Genomic DNA, 15,756 nt, shown 5'->3' on the forward strand with positions numbered 1-15,756 from the left:
GAGCGCCGGCCGGCCGCGCGCCAACGCGGCACCGCGCCCAGCCGAACTCCCGTCCCTCCCCAGCCTTCGCTGGGGCAAGCTTTCTCCCATCCCCCGTCCCGAACTACAGATGCGCGAGCTCGCGCTCCGGAATCCCCTCACCCAGGTTGGACAACGGGACGATGCGCGCCTTGGACGGCTTGGTCCGCCCGGTGCAATTGCGCGTGTCCACGACCAACCCCGTGTGATCGACCACGAACTGGTAGTCGACGTTGGCGTGATCGGTCACGATCACCACCGCGTCCGACTGCGCCAGCACCTCGGCCGTCAGCGGCACGCCGGCCCTCGCATGCCCATGCTCCTGGAAGTGCGGCACGTACGGATCGTGGTAGTCCACGATCGCCCCGCGCTCCTCGAGCAGGCGCATCACGTCGAACGCCGGGCTCTCGCGCATGTCGTCGATGTCCTTCTTGTAGGCGATGCCGAGCACCAGGACGCGCGAGCCGTTGACCGGCTTCCGGTCCTGGTTGAGGGCGCGCGCCACCTTGCGCACCACGTACTCCGGCATTTCCGAGTTGATCTCGCTGGCGAGGTCGATGAAGCGCGTCTTGTAGTTCAGCGTGCGCATCTTCCACGCGAGGTAGTGCGGGTCGAGCGGGATGCAGTGTCCGCCGATCCCCGGCCCCGGCGTGAACTTCATGAAGCCGAACGGCTTCGTCGCCGCCGCGTCGATCACTTCCCAGACGTTGACGCCCAGCTTGTCGCACACGATCGCCATCTCGTTCACCAGCCCGATGTTCACCGCACGGAAGGTGTTCTCCAGCAGCTTCACCAGTTCCGCCGCCTCGGCGCTCGAGACCGGGACCACCGTGTCGATGCAGGAGCTGTAGAGCGCCGTGGAAACCTCGACGCAATCCGGCGTCACCCCGCCCACCACCTTGGGGGTGTTCTTCGTGTGGTACTTCGGGTTCCCCGGATCGACGCGCTCGGGGCTGAACGCCAGGAAGACGTCCTTCCCGACCGTGAGCCCCTGCGCCTCGATGCGCGGCTGCATGACCTCGCGCGTCGTCCCCGGATACGTCGTGCTCTCCAGCACCACCAGCATGCCGGGGTGGCAGTGGCGCGCGATGGCCTCGGTCGCCGCCTGCACATAGCTCATGTCGGGGTCGCGCGTCTTGGACAGCGGCGTCGGGACGGCGATCGAGATCGCGTCACACTCCTTGAGCCGCGGCTCCTCGGCGGTCGCGATGAAGCGCCCGGCCTTGACCTGCTCGGCGACCTCCTTCGACGGCACGTCCTGGATGTGCGACTCCCCCTTCATGAGGTTCTCGCACGTGCGCTGCGCGATGTCGTACCCGATGACCTTGAAGCCCGCCTTGGCGAACTCCATCGCCAGCGGAAGACCCACATACCCGAGTCCAACGACGCCGATCACGGCGCTGCGGTCGCTGATCCGGGAGAGAAGCTGCTCTTTCATGCCCATGACTGTTCGTGTTGGGAGTTCCCAGAGTTCCTATAGGGACGCTTCGCGTCCGTAGAAGGCACGAACCGTGCCTATCACCTCGTCCAGCTGGGCACTCGTGAGCTCAGGAAAAATCGGCAGGGAGAGGACCTGCTTGGCCGCCCGTTCCGCCTCCGGGCACTGTCCCTCCCGGTACCCCAGATAGGCGAAGCACGGCTGCAGGTGCAGCGGCAGCGGGTAGTAGACCGACGTCCCGATCCCGCGCGCCTTGAGGTAGCCCTGCAGCTCGTCCCGGCGGTCGACCCGGATCGTGTACTGGTTGAAAATGGACTCGTTGGCCGGATCGATGTACGGCGTCCCGATTTCCGGGACGTCGGCGAAGGCGGAATCGTAGTACGCCGCGTTGGCGCGACGCCCGGCGCTCCAGTGCGACAGGTGCGGGAGCTTGGCCGCCAGAACGGCGGCCTGCAGGGCGTCCAGGCGCGAGTTGTAGCCCACCTCGTCGTGGATGTACATCTTGGCGCCGCCATGCACCCGGAGCCGCTTGAGGCGCAGCGCCAGCGCCTCGTCCTGGGTCACCATCATCCCGCCGTCGCCGTAGCCGCCCAGGTTCTTGGACGGGAAGAACGAGAAGGTCCCGATCGTCGCGCCCTCCCCGGCCATTACCTTCCGCCCGCCAATCATGCGGGAGGCGCCGATGGACTGCGCCGCGTCCTCGATGATGGGGAGCGAGCGGATCAGCTCCCGGATCGTCTCGATGGCCGCCATCTGCCCGAACAGGTCCACCGGGACGACGGCCCTGGTCCGCGCCCCCACCGCGGCGGCCGCCGCCTTCGGGTCGATGTTGTAGGTCCTGGGGTCGATGTCCACGAAGACGGGGGTCGCCCCCACGTTGTGGATCGTCCCCGCCGTCGCGAAAAAGGTGAACGGCGTCGTGACGACCTCGTCCCCGCGCCCCACATCCAGCGCGCGCAGCGCGAGGAGGAGGGCATCGGTGCCGTTGGCGCAGCCGATGGCGTGGGCCGTGTGCGAGAGCTCGGCCACCTGGCGCTCCAGGCGCTCGACCGGCTCGCCGAGGATGAAGAGCTGGTCGTCGACGACCTGCATGAGCGAGGCGACGACTTCGTCGCGAATGGCAGCGTGTTGCGCCTTGAGGTCGAGAAGCGGGACAGGCATCGGGAATCCAGAAGTCGAGAAGACGAGGAGACGAGAAGACGAGGAAACGACCGGTCGCTATACCCGCGGGCGGAGTGGGAGGGGGACCTCGTGGCCGGACTTGGCCGACTCGTAGATCCCCAGGATCAGTTCCAGCGACTTGCGGCCGGCGCGCCCGTCGGTGTCGGGGGCAGCCTCGCCTCGGAGGACGGCCAGCACGTTGCGGTAGTACCCCTCATGCCCGTGCCCATACACCGTCGCTGGGGTGTACGTCGCCGACTCTATCGACTTGTCGTCGTCGTCGTAATCGGCGAACTGCCACGCCTCGACCTTGTTGACCGCCGTCCCCCCGACCTTCACGGTCCCCTTTTCGCCGAGGATCGTGATCGACCCCTCGAGGTTGCGCGGATAGGTGAGCATGGTGACCTCGATGGCCCCTAACGCTCCGCTGCGGAACTTGAGGATGGCGATCCCCGAGTCCTCGGTCTCGATGCGGCGCGCCAGCGTGGCGGTCTTGGCCATCACGCTCTCCACCGGCCCCACGAGCCACTGGATCAGGTCCACGTAGTGCGACGCCTGGTTCATGAAGGCACCGCCGTCGAACTCCCACGTCCCGCGCCACGGCGCCTGGTCGTAGTAGTCCTGTGGGCGCGTCCAGCGCACGGTGGTGTTTGCCATGTAGATCCGCCCGAAGCGCCCCTTGTCGATGGCGCGCTTGAGGAGCTGGATCGGCGGATTGAGGCGGTTCTGCTTGACGACGAACAGCTGCACCCCCGCCTCGTCGCACACCTGCACGAGGTCATCGGCCGAGGTGAGGGTGATCGCCATCGGCTTTTCGCAGACGACGTGCTTCCCCGCCCTGGCGGCCAGTATCCCGTGCTGCGGGTGCAATCCCGACGGGGTGCAGATCGCCACCACGTCGCACGCGGCGTGCTCGAGCATCCGCGCATACGAGGTGAACCACGGCACATCCTCGCGCGTCCCCGCCTCGCGCGCGCGCTCCTCGACCGTGTCGCAGACCGCCACCAGCTGCAACCCGTCGACTTTCGCGATGGCGTCGAAATGGTTGCGGCTGATGCGCCCGCAGCCGACGAGTGCAATCCGAACCGGCGCCACGGCGCCTCCGTCTCCCTCACTCATGCCGACTCCTCCGGCGAAAGGACCCCCTCACGGAGTCGATAGGCCGCCCCGCACGCTTCACATACCAGGCGCGCCGGTCCACTCGTCTTCTCGTCTTCCCGTCCTCTCGTCTTCTCCCCACGAGGCAACGTCACCCCGCACGCGCACACCCACCCCACCTGCCGCGCCGGCACGCCGACCACCAGCGCATACGCCTTCACGTCGCGATGCACCACGGCGCCGGCGCCCACAAAGGCGTATTCACCCAGCGTCACCCCGCACACAACCGTCGCATTCGCCCCGATGCTCGCCCCCCGCCGCACCAGCGTGGGGCGGTACTCGTGCTTGCGCGACACGTGGCTGCGCGGGTTGATCACGTTCGTGAAGACCATCGACGGGCCGCAGAAGACGTCGTCTTCCAGTTCGACCCCTTCGTAGATCGAAACGTTGTTCTGGATCTTCACATTGTTGCCGATCTTCGTGCGCGGCATCACGACCACGTTCTGCCCCAGCGAGCAGCGCTCGCCGATCACTGCACCGCTGTTCACGTGACAGAAGTGCCAGATGCGCGTGTCGTCGCCGACGACTGCCCCCTCGTCGACGTACGCGGACTCGTGGATGAAGGGGGCGGCCATGCTAGCGCGAGGCGACGAGGACCTGGTGCCACTCCTGCAGCGAGCAGACCGACGCGCTGTGCGAGCGCAGCGACTGGATCGCATCGCACGCCGCCGACGCCGCCGACATGGTCGTCGTGTAGGAGATGCGCCGCGAGATTGCCGTCTGCCGGAGTTCGTAGTCGTCGTTCTGCGCGTGCTTGCCCAGCGGCGTGTTGATGAGGAGGTGCACCTCGCCGTTCAGCATCAGGTCCACGCCGTGCGGGCGCCCCTCGTGCAGCTTGCGCACCCCGGATGTCGGGATCCCCTGCGCGCGCAGGTAGTGCGCGGTCCCCTCGGTCGCGTAGAGCGTGAAGCCCATCTCGTGGAAGCGGCGCGCGATGGGCATCACCGTGGGCTTGTCGCCGTCGTTCACGGTGATGAAGATCGCCCCGCCTAACGGCAGCTCGTTGTCGGCCGACAGCTGCGCCTTGGCGAAGGCGCTCCCGAACGAGGTCGAGATCCCCATCACCTCCCCCGTCGAGCGCATCTCGGGGCCAAGGAGCGGGTCGAACTCGCGGAACTTGGTGAACGGGAAGACCGCCTCCTTCACCGAGTGATACGGCGGGACGATCTCCTCGGTGAAGCCGATCGATTCGAGCGACTCCCCCACCATGCAGCGTGCCGCCACCGACGCCAGCGGGACGCCGATCGCCTTGGAGACAAACGGGATGGTGCGCGACCCCCTGGGGTTCACCTCCAGGACGTAGACCACACCGTCCTTGACCGCGAACTGGACGTTGATGAGCCCCACCACCCCCAGCTCCCTGGCCAGGGCCACGGTGTTCTCCTTCATCGTCGCGATATCCTCGGGCCGTATCGCATAGGGCGGCAGGACGCACGCCGAGTCGCCGGAGTGGATCCCCGCATCCTCGATGTGCTGCATCACGCCGCCAATCACCACGCGCGTCCCGTCACACACGGCATCGACGTCGGCCTCGTAGGCATCCTCGAGGAAGCGATCCACCAGCACGGGGCGCTCCTCGCTCACCCGCACCGCGGTCTCGAAGTAATTGCGCATCGACGCCTCGTCATAGACGATCTGCATCGCGCGCCCCCCCAGCACGTACGACGGGCGCACGAGGACCGGGTACCCGATGGATGCGGCGATCGTCACCGCCTCCTCCACGCTCGTCGCGGTGCCGGCATCGGGCTGGCGCACGCCTAACGCGCGCGCCACGGCCTCGAAGCGCTGGCGATCCTCGGCGATGTCGATCGCGTCCGGCGTCGTCCCGAGGATCCGCACGCCGGCGGCCTCGAGCCCGTTGGTCAGCTTGAGCGGCGTCTGCCCCCCCAGCTGCACGATCACGCCGATCGGCTGCTCGCGCCGCACGATCTCCAGCACATCCTCGAGCGTCAGCGGCTCGAAGTACAGCGTGTTGGCCGTGTCGTAGTCGGTGGAGACGGTCTCGGGGTTCGAGTTGATCATGATCGTCTCGTACCCCTGCTCCTTGAGCGCGAGGACGGCGCGGACGCACATGTAGTCGAACTCGACCCCCTGCCCGATGCGATTGGGGCCACTGCCGAGGATGATGACCGACGGCTTCCCCGTGGGCTCGGCCTCGCTCTCCTCGTCGTACGACGAGTACAGGTACGGCGTGCGCGACGGGAACTCGCCGGCGCAGGTGTCCACCATCTTGTAGGCCGGGTGGATCCCCAGCCCCCAGCGGCGCTCGCGCACCGCCCCCTCCGTCTCGCCGCGCAGCTCCGCCAGCTGCCGGTCGCTGAAGCCCATCTGCTTCATCGCGCGGATCTCGGCGGCGCCGACCGTCGCTGCCGATGCATAGGTACGCTCCGCCTCCACCAGTTCGCGCATCTGCTCGAGGAACCACGGGTCGATCGCCGTGATCTCGTACAGTTGCGCGGTGGTGAAGCCCGCCAGGATCGCCCGCTTGACCTCGAAGATGCGCTCGGGCGACGGCTTGCCTAACGCGCCGCGCAGCGCCTCCAGCGACTCGTCCGGCAGGCGGTCGTCGGCGGCGCGCGCCCCGACCGTCCAGCCGGCACGCCCCGTCTCCAGCGCGCGCAGTCCCTTCTGGAACGCCTCCTTGAAGGTCCGCCCGATCGCCATCGACTCACCGACCGACTTCATCTGCGTCGTCAGGTACGGATTGGCACGGGCAAACTTCTCGAAGGCGAAGCGCGGGCACTTCACCACGACATAGTCGAGCACCGGCTCGAACGAGGCCGGCGTGGTCCGGGTGATGTCGTTCGGGATCTCGTCCAGCGTGTAGCCCACCGCCAACTTGGTCCCGATCTTGGCGATGGGGAAGCCCGTCGCCTTCGACGCCAGCGCCGACGAGCGCGAGACGCGCGGGTTCATCTCGATGACGACCATCTCCCCATCGCGCGGGTTGATGGCAAACTGGATGTTGCATCCGCCCGCCTCGACGCCGATCTCGCGGATCACCGCCACCGCCGCGTCGCGCATCACCTGGTACTCGCGGTCGGTGAGCGTCATGGCCGGCGCCACGGTGATCGAGTCGCCGGTGTGCACCCCCATCGGGTCCAGGTTCTCGATGGAGCAGACGATCACCACGTTGTCGGCGTGGTCGCGCATCACCTCGAGCTCGAACTCCTTCCACCCCAGCAACGAGCGCTCGATGAGGATCTGCGTCACCGGCGACTCGGCCAGGCCGCGGCGGCAGATCTGCTCGTATTCCTCGCGGTTGTAGGCAATCCCGCCCCCCGAGCCGCCTAACGTGAAGGCCGGCCGGATGATCGCCGGATACCCGGTGAACTCGGCAATCGCCTGCGCCTCTTCCCACGTGGTGGCAATCTTCCCCTGCGGCACCTGCAACCCGATGCGCGTCATGGCCTCGCCGAACTCGGCGCGGTCTTCCGCCATCCTGATCGCCGTCGCCTTCGCACCGATCAGCTCGACCCCGTACTTCGCCAGCACGCCGCGCTCGGAAAGCTTCATCGCCACGTTGAGCGCCGTCTGCCCGCCCATCGTCGGGAGCAACGCATCCGGACGCTCCTTCTCGATCACCAGCTCCACGAACTCCGGCGTCACCGGCTCGATGTACGTCCGGTCGGCAACCTCCGGGTCGGTCATGATCGTCGCCGGATTCGAGTTGACGAGAATGACCTCGTATCCCTCTTCGCGCAGCGCGCGCGCGGCCTGCGTCCCCGAGTAGTCGAACTCGGCGGCCTGCCCGATGACGATCGGGCCAGAGCCGATCAGGAGGATCTTGTGGATGTCGGTGCGACGAGGCATGTCGGGATGACTAAATGCAGAGTACCGGTCGGCCGGCGACGGAATGGAGCGCGAGATGTCGGCAGGTGCAGGGGCGCGGCACCACGTCCGCACCACCCGGAAGTCCTGTCGACGGAGAGCACCTCAATTTACACCCCTCCCCCGCCCCGCACGCGCTCCCGGTCGCCCTCGACCATCATTTCCACCAGCGCGGAAAAGTCCACGCGCGGCTCCCAGTCCAGCGCCGCACGCGCGGCGCGCGCATCGGCCACCAGCGTCGTCGCGTCAACGGGACGAAAGAGCGACTCGTCGCTCACCACGTGCGCTCGGTAGTCGAGCCCCGCCACGGCAAACGCCCGCTCGCAGAAGTCGCGAACCGTGTGCGCCGTTCCCGTCCCGATCACCAGGTCGCGCGGCGCATCCAGCTGCTGCATGCGCCACATCGCCTCCGCGTAATCGCCGGCAAAGCCCCAGTCGCGTCGCCCCTCGAGATTGCCCAGCGTGAGCGTGGTCTCCAGCCCGGCGGCGATGCGCGCCACGGCCTGCGTGATCTTGCGGGTGACGAACGTTTCGCTGCGCCGCGGGCTCTCGTGGTTGTACAGGATCGCCGATGCCACATGCAGCCCGTACGCTTCACGATAGTTCGCCGCCAGCCAGTAGGCCGCTGCCTTCGAGACCCCGTACGGCGACGCCGGCCGCACCGGCGTGCGCTCGTCCTGCGGGGAGACGTCGGGGCGCCCGAAGATCTCGCACGACGACGCGATGACCAGTCGCGCCGCCGGCGCCTCGTGGCGCAGCGCGTCCATCAGGTGGACGGTGCTGCCGGCGTTTGCCTCGAGCGCCTCCATCGGGTGCGTCCAGCTTCGGTCCACGCGGCTGGCCGCGGCAAGGTGGTAGACCTCGTGCGGCGCCACACGCCCCACGAATCCGCGCACGGCCGAGGCGTCGGCGAGATCCAGGGCGGAGAGTTCGAGGCGTGAGAGCAGCTGCCGGATGCGCCAGGTGTCGGCCGTGCCGTGTGTTCGCGTCGTTCCCACGACTCGATAGCCGCGCGCCAGGAGGAGTTCGGCCAGGTAGGAGCCGTCCTGCCCGGTGACGCCGGTGACGAGCGCCGTACGCGGCGTGCGCGGCGCGCTCGGCGAGGCGTCGCTCATGGAAGGGTGGGGTGAAAGCAAAAGGGAGCGCCTAACGCGCTCCCTTCGACTACCGACGGGCGGTACGTCATGCTCACGCGACGGCGGCACCACGCGGCGCGCGCTGGACCTTGCCGGCCGACAGGCAACGAGTGCAGACCTTGACCTTCACGGTCTTGCCGCCCGCGACGACGCGGACCACCTGCAGGTTCGGCTTCCAGGTGCGGCGCGTCTTGTTGTTCGCGTGCGAGACGTTGTTCCCGTAGGTCACGCCCTTGTCGCAGACGTAGCAGCGATTGCGATTGATGGCCATGGTTCACCCCTCCACGAGCTCGATGCGCGCCATCTCCGCCCCGTCGCCCTTGCGGTGACCGGTCTTGAGGATGCGCGTGTAGCCGCCGGGCCGCTTGAGGTACTTGGGCCCGATCTCCTTGAACAGCTTGTCCGCCGTCTCCCGCTTCTGGATGTGGCGGCCGGCAAGCCGGCGATCGTGCAAAGTCCCGGAGCGGGCCTTGGTGATCAGCTTCTCGATGAACGGGCGAAGTTCCTTGGCCTTCGCCTCGGTGGTCTCGATGGCACCGTGCTCGATCAGCGACGACGCGAGGCCGCGCATCAACGCGAGCTTCTGTTCGCTGGTACGGCGAAGCTGGCGCCCCGCTTTCCTGTGACGCATTGCTCCTTACTCCTCTTCGTCGTCTGGCGCGTTCGCGGCTGCGCGGCTCGGCGGCGTTCCCCAATCGATGATGCGGACACCGTCGCCGTTCTCTTCGTAGCGCATGCCGAAGTTCAACCCTTCGCGCTCCAGGAGCTCAGCAATCTCCTGCAGCGACTTCTTGCCGAAGTTCTTGACCTGGAGGATCTGGTTCTCGGTCTGGCGAACCAGGTCACCCAGGGTGCGGATGTTCGAGTTCTTCAGCGAGTTCACCGACCGGACCGAGAGTTCGAGGTCGTCGATGGCCGACTTGAAGAGCTGTGCGAGGCGGGCCGCATCACCGCCCCCGCTCTCGCCCCCCATCGACATCGGCGCCGAAGCGTGCGAGCCAAAGGAGGCGAAGTACTGGAAGTGCGTCTGGGCGAGCGCGGCGGCGTAGCTCACCGCTTCTTCCGGGGCGATGGTCCCGTTGGTCTCGACCGTCAGCGTGAGGCGATCGTAGTCGGTGCGCTGTCCGACGCGCGTCTCGGCGACCGAGAAGTTCGCGCGGCGCACGGGATTGTAGATCGCGTCGATGCGGACGAGATCGATCGGGAGCCCCCGGTCGACGACGTGCGCCTCGGACTCGATGTAGCCGCGCCCCTTGTTGATGTACAGCTCGACGTTGATGTCGCGGGCGTCCTGAAGGGTGAACAGGTGGTGGTTGGGGTCGATGACCCGAACGCTCCCGCTCTCCTCGATGTCGCCGGCGGTGACGGGACCCGCCTCGGACTTGCCGATGCGCAGGACCGCTTCCTCGACATCGTCGGCCAGGCTCAGGACGAGCGTCTTGAGGTTGCCGATGATCTGGTGGACGTCTTCGACGACGCCCGAGATGGTCTGGTGTTCGTGGACCACGCCGTCGATGCGGAAGCCCCAGACCGCCGCCCCGCGGAGCGACGAGAGGAGCATCCGCCGCATGGCGTTGCCGAGTGTGTGCCCGTAGCCGCGCTCGAGCGGCTGCAGGATGAACTCAGCGATATAGGGGTTGTCGTCCCGCTTCTTGACCTCGATGAGGTGGGGACGGACCAGGCCCTTCAAGTCGATCGCCTGTGACATGAATCAGTGCTCGGTTCGGTCATACCGGGGCCGCGCCCCGGCAACGCCCCACCCCGCCCCTAACGCGCGATGGGTTCGTATGAGAGTTAGGGTCTCGACCTTCTTTGAGAAGACGGGAGGACGAGAAGCATGCCCCAGCGAAGGCTGGGGACGAGAAGACGAGGTGAGGCACCGCGTCTTCTCGTCTCGAGTCCAGTTCACTACTTGGAGTACAGTTCGACGACCAGCTGTTCCTGTGCCGCGATCGGGATGTTCGGGCGCGAGGGGCGCTCGAGCATGCGACCGGAATAGGTGTCGCGGTCGACGGCGAGCCACGACGGGGAGGCCCCGCGCGTCGCCTGCTCCATGGCACCCTGGACCAGGATCAGCTCGCGCGACTTCTGCCGCACGCGCACTTCCTGCCCCGGCGCAACCACGTAGCTCGGGATGTCCACCAGCTTGCCGTTGATCTCGACATGGCGGTGGCGGATGAGCTGGCGCGCCGACTTGCGGCTCGGCGCGAAGCCCATGCGGTACACGAGGTTGTCGAGACGGCTTTCCAGCGCGGCGAGAAGGTTGTGGCCGGTGATCCCCGGCTGCTTCGACACCTTCTCGAACGTGTTGCGGAACTGCGTCTCGCTGACCCCGTAGATGCGCTTGATCTTCTGCTTCTCACGCAGCTGCTTCGAATACTCGGACGACTTGCGGCGACGCGACGCCGCCTGGCCGTGCTGGCCCGGCGGGTACGGACGGCGCTCGACCGGGCACTTCTCGGTGAAGCACTTGGTCCCCTTGAGGAAGAGCTTCGTCCCCTCGCGGCGGCACTGACGGCAGGATGAACCGGTGTAACGCATGGCTCAGACCCTCCGGCGCTTCGGGGGACGGCAGCCGTTGTGCGGAATCGGCGTGACGTCCTTGATCGACTTCACCTGGAGGCCAGCGGCCGCCAGCGCCTGGATCGCCGACTCGCGCCCCGAGCCAGGCCCCTGCACCAGGACGTGCACCCGACGCACCCCGGCCGTCAGCGCCTCGCGGGCGCACTGCTCGGCGGCCACGGTCGCGGCGAACGGCGTCGACTTCTTCGACCCCTTGAACCCCGCCTTGCCCGAGGTCCCCCACGCGATGGCATTGCCATGCATGTCGGTGATCGTCACCAGCGTGTTGTTGAACGTCGCGTTGATGTGGGCGACACCCTCCGCCTCCACGACGCGCTTGGTCTTTTTCCCGGTCGCCATACTACTTGGTCACCTTCTTCTTGCCCGCGATCGCGCGACGCGGTCCCTTCTTCGTGCGCGCATTGGTATGAGTGCGCTGGCCGCGCACGGGGAGCCCACGGCGATGACGGATCCCTCGGTATGAACCGATATCCATCAGTCGCTTGATGTTCATCGCGATCTCGGTGCGCAGGGCGCCCTCGACGCGATAATCCTTCTCGATCACCTGACGGAGCTTGTTCACGTCGGCATCGACCAGGTCGCGCACGCGAAGGTCGGCCGAGATCCCGGTCTTCTCGAGGATCTCCTTCGCCACCGCGCGCCCAATCCCGAAAATGTACGTCAACCCGATCTCGACCTTCTTGTCGCGAGGGAGATCGACACCAGCAATACGAGCCATATTTACCCTTGCCGCTGCTTGTGCTTAGGGTTGCGCTTGCAAATGATGCGAGTGACGCCGCTGCGCTTCACAACCTTGCAGTGCTCGCAGATGGGCTTCACGCTGCTGCGGACTTTCACCGGAGGCTCCGAATCGAACCGAAGGTAACAAACGGAAAATCGGACAAGACACCAAGAATAGACAACCCACCCACCCGATGCAAGGGAGCGTGGGCCCAAAATCTGTCGTGGCGCGGGATTACGCCCTCACCACCCCACGCGCGCGCGAGGCCCGCTACCCCGCGCCGCCGATCTCCTCCCACACCCTGCGCATCGCCCCCGCCGGATCGCCCGCCTCGGTCACGGCCCGACCGAGGACCAGGTAGCGAGCACCCGCCTTCACCGCCCCTCCCGGCGTTACGACACGCGATTGGTCGTGGACTTCGCCGGAGGCAAACCGGATCCCGGGAACCAGGGGCTGCAGACGCTCGCCATATGCCGCGCGCACACGCGCCGCCTCGTGCCCGCTGCAGACGATCCCATGCGCGCCGGCCTCGGCTGCCAGCGCCGCGAGCCGAGCCACCTCGTCCTCGATCGAAAGCGTCGCCTCGCGCCCCCAGGCGCGAGAGAGAGACGCGGCGTCCAGCGACGTGAGAACGGTGACAGCAAGGATCCCGCACTCCTCCCCCGCCCCCTCCACCGCCGCGCGCATCATCTCGCCCCCCCCGGACGCATGCACGGTCAGGAGCGAGGCGCCGAGTCGCGCTGCCGCGCGCGCAGCCCCGCGCACCGTGTTGGGAATGTCGTGCAGCTTGAGGTCGAGAAAGACCCGATGTCCCTGCTCACGCAGCGCGCTCACGACATGCGGCCCGGCGGCGGTGAAGAGCTCGCTCCCCACCTTGTAGTACCGGCAGCTCTCCCCGAGTCGCCCCGCGAGCGCCAACGCCTCCGCGGCGGACGAGACGTCGAGGGCGACGATTGGAATCGCGCGTGATGATTCGTCGAGGGATCGTGCGCTCATGTTGGCCACTCCAGGCTTCCCGAGATCTCCGACAGCGATCGCACGCCATGCCGGCGGCACCACTCCTCCAGGCCACGTACCACGCGCGCGGGCTGGCGCGGATCGCGGAGCCCCGCCGTTCCGATCGCCACCGCGGTGGCACCCGCCACCAGATATTGCAGGGCGTCTTCCGCGGTCGTGATTCCACCCACGCCGATGATCGGCGCGCGCGTGGCCTTCCAGACCTTCCAGGTCGCCAGGACGCCGATGGGGAGCAGCCCCGGGCCGCTCACGCCGCCGGTGCCGAATCCCAGGGCCGGCTTGCGGCGATCGAGGTCGATCACCAGCCCGGGCATCGTGTTCACGAGCGTCAACCCGTTGGCCCCGGCGTCGAGCGCGATGCGCGCCGCCGCGGCCACGTCGGGCAACGTCGGCGACAGCTTGACGAAGATCGGCGCCGACGTCGCGGCGCGCGAGCGGCGCACCACCTCGGCCAGCGCCGCGGGGTCGGCACCGAACTCCATTCCGCCCGCCTTGACGTTGGGACAGGAGACGTTGAGTTCGTAGCCGTCCTTGCCCTCGACATCGTCCAGCCGTTCAATGACGCGGGCGAAGTCGTCCACGGCGTAGGCGACGACGTTGACCAGGACGCGCGCGCGCGCGAGCGAACGCGCGAGCCACGGCAGGTGGTCGCGGCGCACCGCCTCCACTCCGGGATTGGCGAGCCCGATGGCGTTGATCATCCCGCCGGGAAACTCGGCCACGCGCGGCGCCGGCGCGCCGGGGCGCGGGTCGAGGCTCACCGCCTTGGTCACGAGACCGCCTAACGCGTCGAGCGTCGTGACTTCATCCAGCTCGTCGCCGTAGGCCGCGGTACCCGCGGCGAGAAAGACCGGGTTCTGGAGTTCGATCCCGGCGAGCGTGGTGGCGAGGGCGGAGCGATGGGAGCTGCTCACGGGCGCACGCCGTTGCCACGCTTGGTCGCGTAGCGCGCGAGGTACCCCATCGTTGCATCGGCGATCGCCGACGCCAGCGCCCCCTGCCCGGTGGCACCCGACATGTACGCGGCCTCGGCGGCATTGGTCCCGAAGCCGACCTCCACCAGTACCGATGGCATGAAGGCGCCAACGAGCACCACGAAGCCCGCCTGCTTCACGCCGCGATCGGTCCCGGGGTGAATGGCGCGCAGCGAACGCTGCACCGTGGCCGCCAGGTCGCTCGACTCGCGCAGGTATTCGTTCTGCTTCATGTCGTTGAGGATGAAGCTGAGCGGGTCGCCGCCCTGGGCTCCTTCTTCCACTTCGTACTTGACCGCCTCGTTTTCCAGCTCGGCGACGCGGCGCTCGTCATCGGTCTTGGCCTCGGAGAGGAAGTACGTCTCGAAGCCGCGCGCCGCACCGGGATTCTTCCACCGCGGGTTTGCCGCGTTGACGTGAATGGAGACGAAGAGGTCGCCCTGCGAACGGTTGGCGATGCGTCCGCGATCGCCGAGTGCGATGAGGGTGTCGGTGCTGCGCGTCATCACGACGACAACGCCGCGCGCCTTGAGCTCGTCGCGAAGGCGGCGAGCCACGGAGAGGGTGATGTCGGCCTCGTAGACGCGCGGACCGCCGGCGATGGGACCGTGCATGCCGCGATCGCGCCCTCCATGTCCGGCGTCGACGATCACCACGGGAGCGCGATCGAGGCGCGGCGCGCCCCCCGCCGGACGCGGCGCGCGTTCACCGCGCGGTGGCTGGTCGGTCGCGCGCGACAGCAGCTCAGTCCTGTTCTCCGCCGAGTCGTTAGGCAGACGGCGCTGCGCCACCACCGGGGAGAACTTGCGCAGCTCGCCTTGCCGTGCGTCGTACAGGAAGCCTGTCGCCACGCGCGGCACGACGTCGGTGAGGAAGGAGAGTGGGAGGTAGAGCGTCCCGTTGAGTACCGCCGGGGCCGCGGCGAGTGGTTCGGTGGCCCCCTTCACCCTGGTGTAGGTCAGCCCGGGCGCGAACTCGAACTCGGTGCCGCCGATCACGACGCGATAGCGCTCCGGCGTGTCGCGCAGGAGGACCGCGCCTAACGTCTGCAGGAGGTCTTGCGCGCGCACCATCGCGCCCAGGCGCGTGACGACCACGGGGACGGTGCCGACTTTCTCGCCCTCACGAACGGTGAGTGTTGCCGGTGGCTCGGCGACTTGCTGCAGGAGGGCGAAGGCAGCGACCAGCGCAATCATCGGCGGCGCATGGCGCGGGCAATCTCGCGATCGGCATCTCGCTTCCGCGAGTCGTCGCGCTTGTCGTGCAGCTTCTTTCCCTTCCCCAGGGCGATGCGGATCTTGGCGCGCCCCCGCACGAAGTACAGCTCGAGCGGGATCAGCGTGAGCCCCTCGCGCTCGACGGCGCCGATGAGCCTGCGAATCTCGCGCTTGTGGAGGAGGAGCTTGCGGAGCCGGGTGGGGTCGTGGTTGACGTACCCGCCGCGTTCGTAGGGAGAGATGTTCACGTTGAGCAGGTACACCTCGCCGTCGCGCACGATGCCGTATGCGTCGGAGATGTTCGCCTTCCCGTTCCGGAGCGACTTGACCTCGGTGCCGGTCAGGACCAGCCCCGCCTCCCACGTCTCGAGGATGTGGTAGTTGTGGCGGGCATCGCGGTTGCGCGCGACGACCTTGATGTCTTCGGACTCGGTCTGCTGGGCCATCGGGCGAGTGAAGTATCCGGGCGCGGTCCAGGCGTCGAAGGACCGAATCGTTGCGT

17 protein-coding genes are annotated in these 15,756 nt (G+C 67.7%); all 17 read right to left on the minus strand.

Translation table 11 applies throughout. The features are described 5' to 3' along the window. Positions 1 to 103 precede the first annotated feature (103 nt). The 17 genes from IT359_11090 to smpB all read right to left on the minus strand — a co-directional run bounded on the left by IT359_11090 (position 104) and on the right by smpB (position 15,700). Positions 104 to 1,462, minus strand: a complete 1,359-nt coding sequence (locus IT359_11090) for a nucleotide sugar dehydrogenase (GenBank protein ID MCC6929525.1) — start codon at positions 1,460 to 1,462, stop codon at positions 104 to 106. Between the two features lie 30 nt (positions 1,463 to 1,492). Next, positions 1,493 to 2,617 (minus strand): DegT/DnrJ/EryC1/StrS family aminotransferase, encoded by a 1,125-nt coding sequence (locus IT359_11095; protein ID MCC6929526.1) that lies wholly within the window; start codon positions 2,615 to 2,617, stop codon positions 1,493 to 1,495. 57 nt (positions 2,618 to 2,674) lie between these two features. Continuing rightward, positions 2,675 to 3,736, minus strand: a complete 1,062-nt coding sequence (locus IT359_11100; GenBank protein MCC6929527.1) for a Gfo/Idh/MocA family oxidoreductase — start codon at positions 3,734 to 3,736, stop codon at positions 2,675 to 2,677. Continuing rightward, a complete protein-coding gene (locus tag IT359_11105; protein MCC6929528.1) occupies positions 3,733 to 4,350 on the minus strand; it encodes an N-acetyltransferase in 618 nt (205 codons plus the stop codon). Before IT359_11105 ends, IT359_11100 begins: the two co-directional genes overlap by 4 nt. Before the next feature lies 1 nt (position 4,351). Next, positions 4,352 to 7,588, minus strand: a complete 3,237-nt coding sequence (gene carB / locus IT359_11110; GenBank protein ID MCC6929529.1) for a carbamoyl-phosphate synthase large subunit — start codon at positions 7,586 to 7,588, stop codon at positions 4,352 to 4,354. 128 nt (positions 7,589 to 7,716) lie between these two features. After that, positions 7,717 to 8,721 carry a GDP-mannose 4,6-dehydratase gene (locus IT359_11115; GenBank protein MCC6929530.1) on the minus strand — a complete coding sequence of 335 codons (1,005 nt, stop codon included), beginning with the start codon at positions 8,719 to 8,721 and terminating at the stop codon, positions 7,717 to 7,719. 73 nt (positions 8,722 to 8,794) lie between these two features. Next, positions 8,795 to 9,013, minus strand: a complete 219-nt coding sequence (locus IT359_11120; protein MCC6929531.1) for a 50S ribosomal protein L28 — start codon at positions 9,011 to 9,013, stop codon at positions 8,795 to 8,797. A gap of 3 nt (positions 9,014 to 9,016) precedes the next feature. After that, positions 9,017 to 9,373: a 50S ribosomal protein L17 gene (gene rplQ / locus IT359_11125; protein MCC6929532.1), complete on the minus strand. Its 357-nt coding sequence runs from the start codon at positions 9,371 to 9,373 to the stop codon at positions 9,017 to 9,019. A 6-nt stretch (positions 9,374 to 9,379) separates the two neighbouring features. Further along, positions 9,380 to 10,450: a DNA-directed RNA polymerase subunit alpha gene (locus IT359_11130; GenBank protein MCC6929533.1), complete on the minus strand. Its 1,071-nt coding sequence runs from the start codon at positions 10,448 to 10,450 to the stop codon at positions 9,380 to 9,382. Between the two features lie 200 nt (positions 10,451 to 10,650). After that, on the minus strand, positions 10,651 to 11,283 hold the full coding sequence (gene rpsD, locus IT359_11135; protein MCC6929534.1) for a 30S ribosomal protein S4: 633 nt from the start codon (positions 11,281 to 11,283) through the stop codon (positions 10,651 to 10,653). A gap of 3 nt (positions 11,284 to 11,286) precedes the next feature. Then, the gene (gene rpsK, locus IT359_11140) at positions 11,287 to 11,664 is read right to left on the minus strand and encodes a 30S ribosomal protein S11 (protein ID MCC6929535.1); all 378 of its coding nucleotides are present in this window, start codon (positions 11,662 to 11,664) and stop codon (positions 11,287 to 11,289) included. A gap of 1 nt (position 11,665) precedes the next feature. Then, positions 11,666 to 12,043, minus strand: coding sequence for a 30S ribosomal protein S13 (gene rpsM, locus IT359_11145; protein MCC6929536.1), 378 nt, complete (start codon positions 12,041 to 12,043; stop codon positions 11,666 to 11,668). 2 nt (positions 12,044 to 12,045) lie between these two features. Continuing rightward, a complete protein-coding gene (gene rpmJ, locus IT359_11150) occupies positions 12,046 to 12,162 on the minus strand; it encodes a 50S ribosomal protein L36 (protein ID MCC6929537.1) in 117 nt (38 codons plus the stop codon). A gap of 154 nt (positions 12,163 to 12,316) precedes the next feature. After that, the gene (pyrF, locus tag IT359_11155; protein ID MCC6929538.1) at positions 12,317 to 13,042 is read right to left on the minus strand and encodes an orotidine-5'-phosphate decarboxylase; all 726 of its coding nucleotides are present in this window, start codon (positions 13,040 to 13,042) and stop codon (positions 12,317 to 12,319) included. Beyond that, positions 13,039 to 13,977 carry a dihydroorotate dehydrogenase gene (locus tag IT359_11160; GenBank protein ID MCC6929539.1) on the minus strand — a complete coding sequence of 313 codons (939 nt, stop codon included), beginning with the start codon at positions 13,975 to 13,977 and terminating at the stop codon, positions 13,039 to 13,041. The genes pyrF and IT359_11160 overlap by 4 nt, the downstream gene beginning before the upstream one ends. Then, positions 13,974 to 15,233, minus strand: a complete 1,260-nt coding sequence (locus IT359_11165) for an N-acetylmuramoyl-L-alanine amidase (GenBank protein ID MCC6929540.1) — start codon at positions 15,231 to 15,233, stop codon at positions 13,974 to 13,976. Before IT359_11165 ends, IT359_11160 begins: the two co-directional genes overlap by 4 nt. Beyond that, positions 15,230 to 15,700: an SsrA-binding protein SmpB gene (smpB, locus tag IT359_11170; GenBank protein ID MCC6929541.1), complete on the minus strand. Its 471-nt coding sequence runs from the start codon at positions 15,698 to 15,700 to the stop codon at positions 15,230 to 15,232. Before smpB ends, IT359_11165 begins: the two co-directional genes overlap by 4 nt. Between the last annotated feature and the right edge of the window lie 56 nt (positions 15,701 to 15,756).

This window comes from Gemmatimonadaceae bacterium, assembly GCA_020852815.1.
GTDB lineage: Bacteria > Gemmatimonadota > Gemmatimonadetes > Gemmatimonadales > Gemmatimonadaceae > SCN-70-22.

Excerpts from the sequence above, each read along its gene's own strand:
- IT359_11090 (MCC6929525.1), bottom strand. The coding sequence starts at position 1,462 with ATGGGCATGAAAGAGCAGCTTCTCTCCCGGATCAGCGACCGCAGCGCC.
- carB (MCC6929529.1), bottom strand. The coding sequence starts at position 7,588 with ATGCCTCGTCGCACCGACATCCACAAGATCCTCCTGATCGGCTCTGGC.
- IT359_11130 (MCC6929533.1), bottom strand. The coding sequence starts at position 10,450 with ATGTCACAGGCGATCGACTTGAAGGGCCTGGTCCGTCCCCACCTCATC.
- IT359_11100 (MCC6929527.1), bottom strand. The coding sequence starts at position 3,736 with ATGAGTGAGGGAGACGGAGGCGCCGTGGCGCCGGTTCGGATTGCACTC.
- rpsM (MCC6929536.1), bottom strand. The coding sequence starts at position 12,043 with ATGGCTCGTATTGCTGGTGTCGATCTCCCTCGCGACAAGAAGGTCGAG.
- IT359_11115 (MCC6929530.1), bottom strand. The coding sequence starts at position 8,721 with ATGAGCGACGCCTCGCCGAGCGCGCCGCGCACGCCGCGTACGGCGCTC.
- IT359_11105 (MCC6929528.1), bottom strand. The coding sequence starts at position 4,350 with ATGGCCGCCCCCTTCATCCACGAGTCCGCGTACGTCGACGAGGGGGCA.
- rpsD (MCC6929534.1), bottom strand. The coding sequence starts at position 11,283 with ATGCGTTACACCGGTTCATCCTGCCGTCAGTGCCGCCGCGAGGGGACG.
- smpB (MCC6929541.1), bottom strand. The coding sequence starts at position 15,700 with ATGGCCCAGCAGACCGAGTCCGAAGACATCAAGGTCGTCGCGCGCAAC.
- pyrF (MCC6929538.1), bottom strand. The coding sequence starts at position 13,042 with ATGAGCGCACGATCCCTCGACGAATCATCACGCGCGATTCCAATCGTC.
- rplQ (MCC6929532.1), bottom strand. The coding sequence starts at position 9,373 with ATGCGTCACAGGAAAGCGGGGCGCCAGCTTCGCCGTACCAGCGAACAG.
- rpsK (MCC6929535.1), bottom strand. The coding sequence starts at position 11,664 with ATGGCGACCGGGAAAAAGACCAAGCGCGTCGTGGAGGCGGAGGGTGTC.
- IT359_11095 (MCC6929526.1), bottom strand. The coding sequence starts at position 2,617 with ATGCCTGTCCCGCTTCTCGACCTCAAGGCGCAACACGCTGCCATTCGC.
- IT359_11165 (MCC6929540.1), bottom strand. The coding sequence starts at position 15,233 with ATGATTGCGCTGGTCGCTGCCTTCGCCCTCCTGCAGCAAGTCGCCGAG.
- IT359_11120 (MCC6929531.1), bottom strand. The coding sequence starts at position 9,013 with ATGGCCATCAATCGCAATCGCTGCTACGTCTGCGACAAGGGCGTGACC.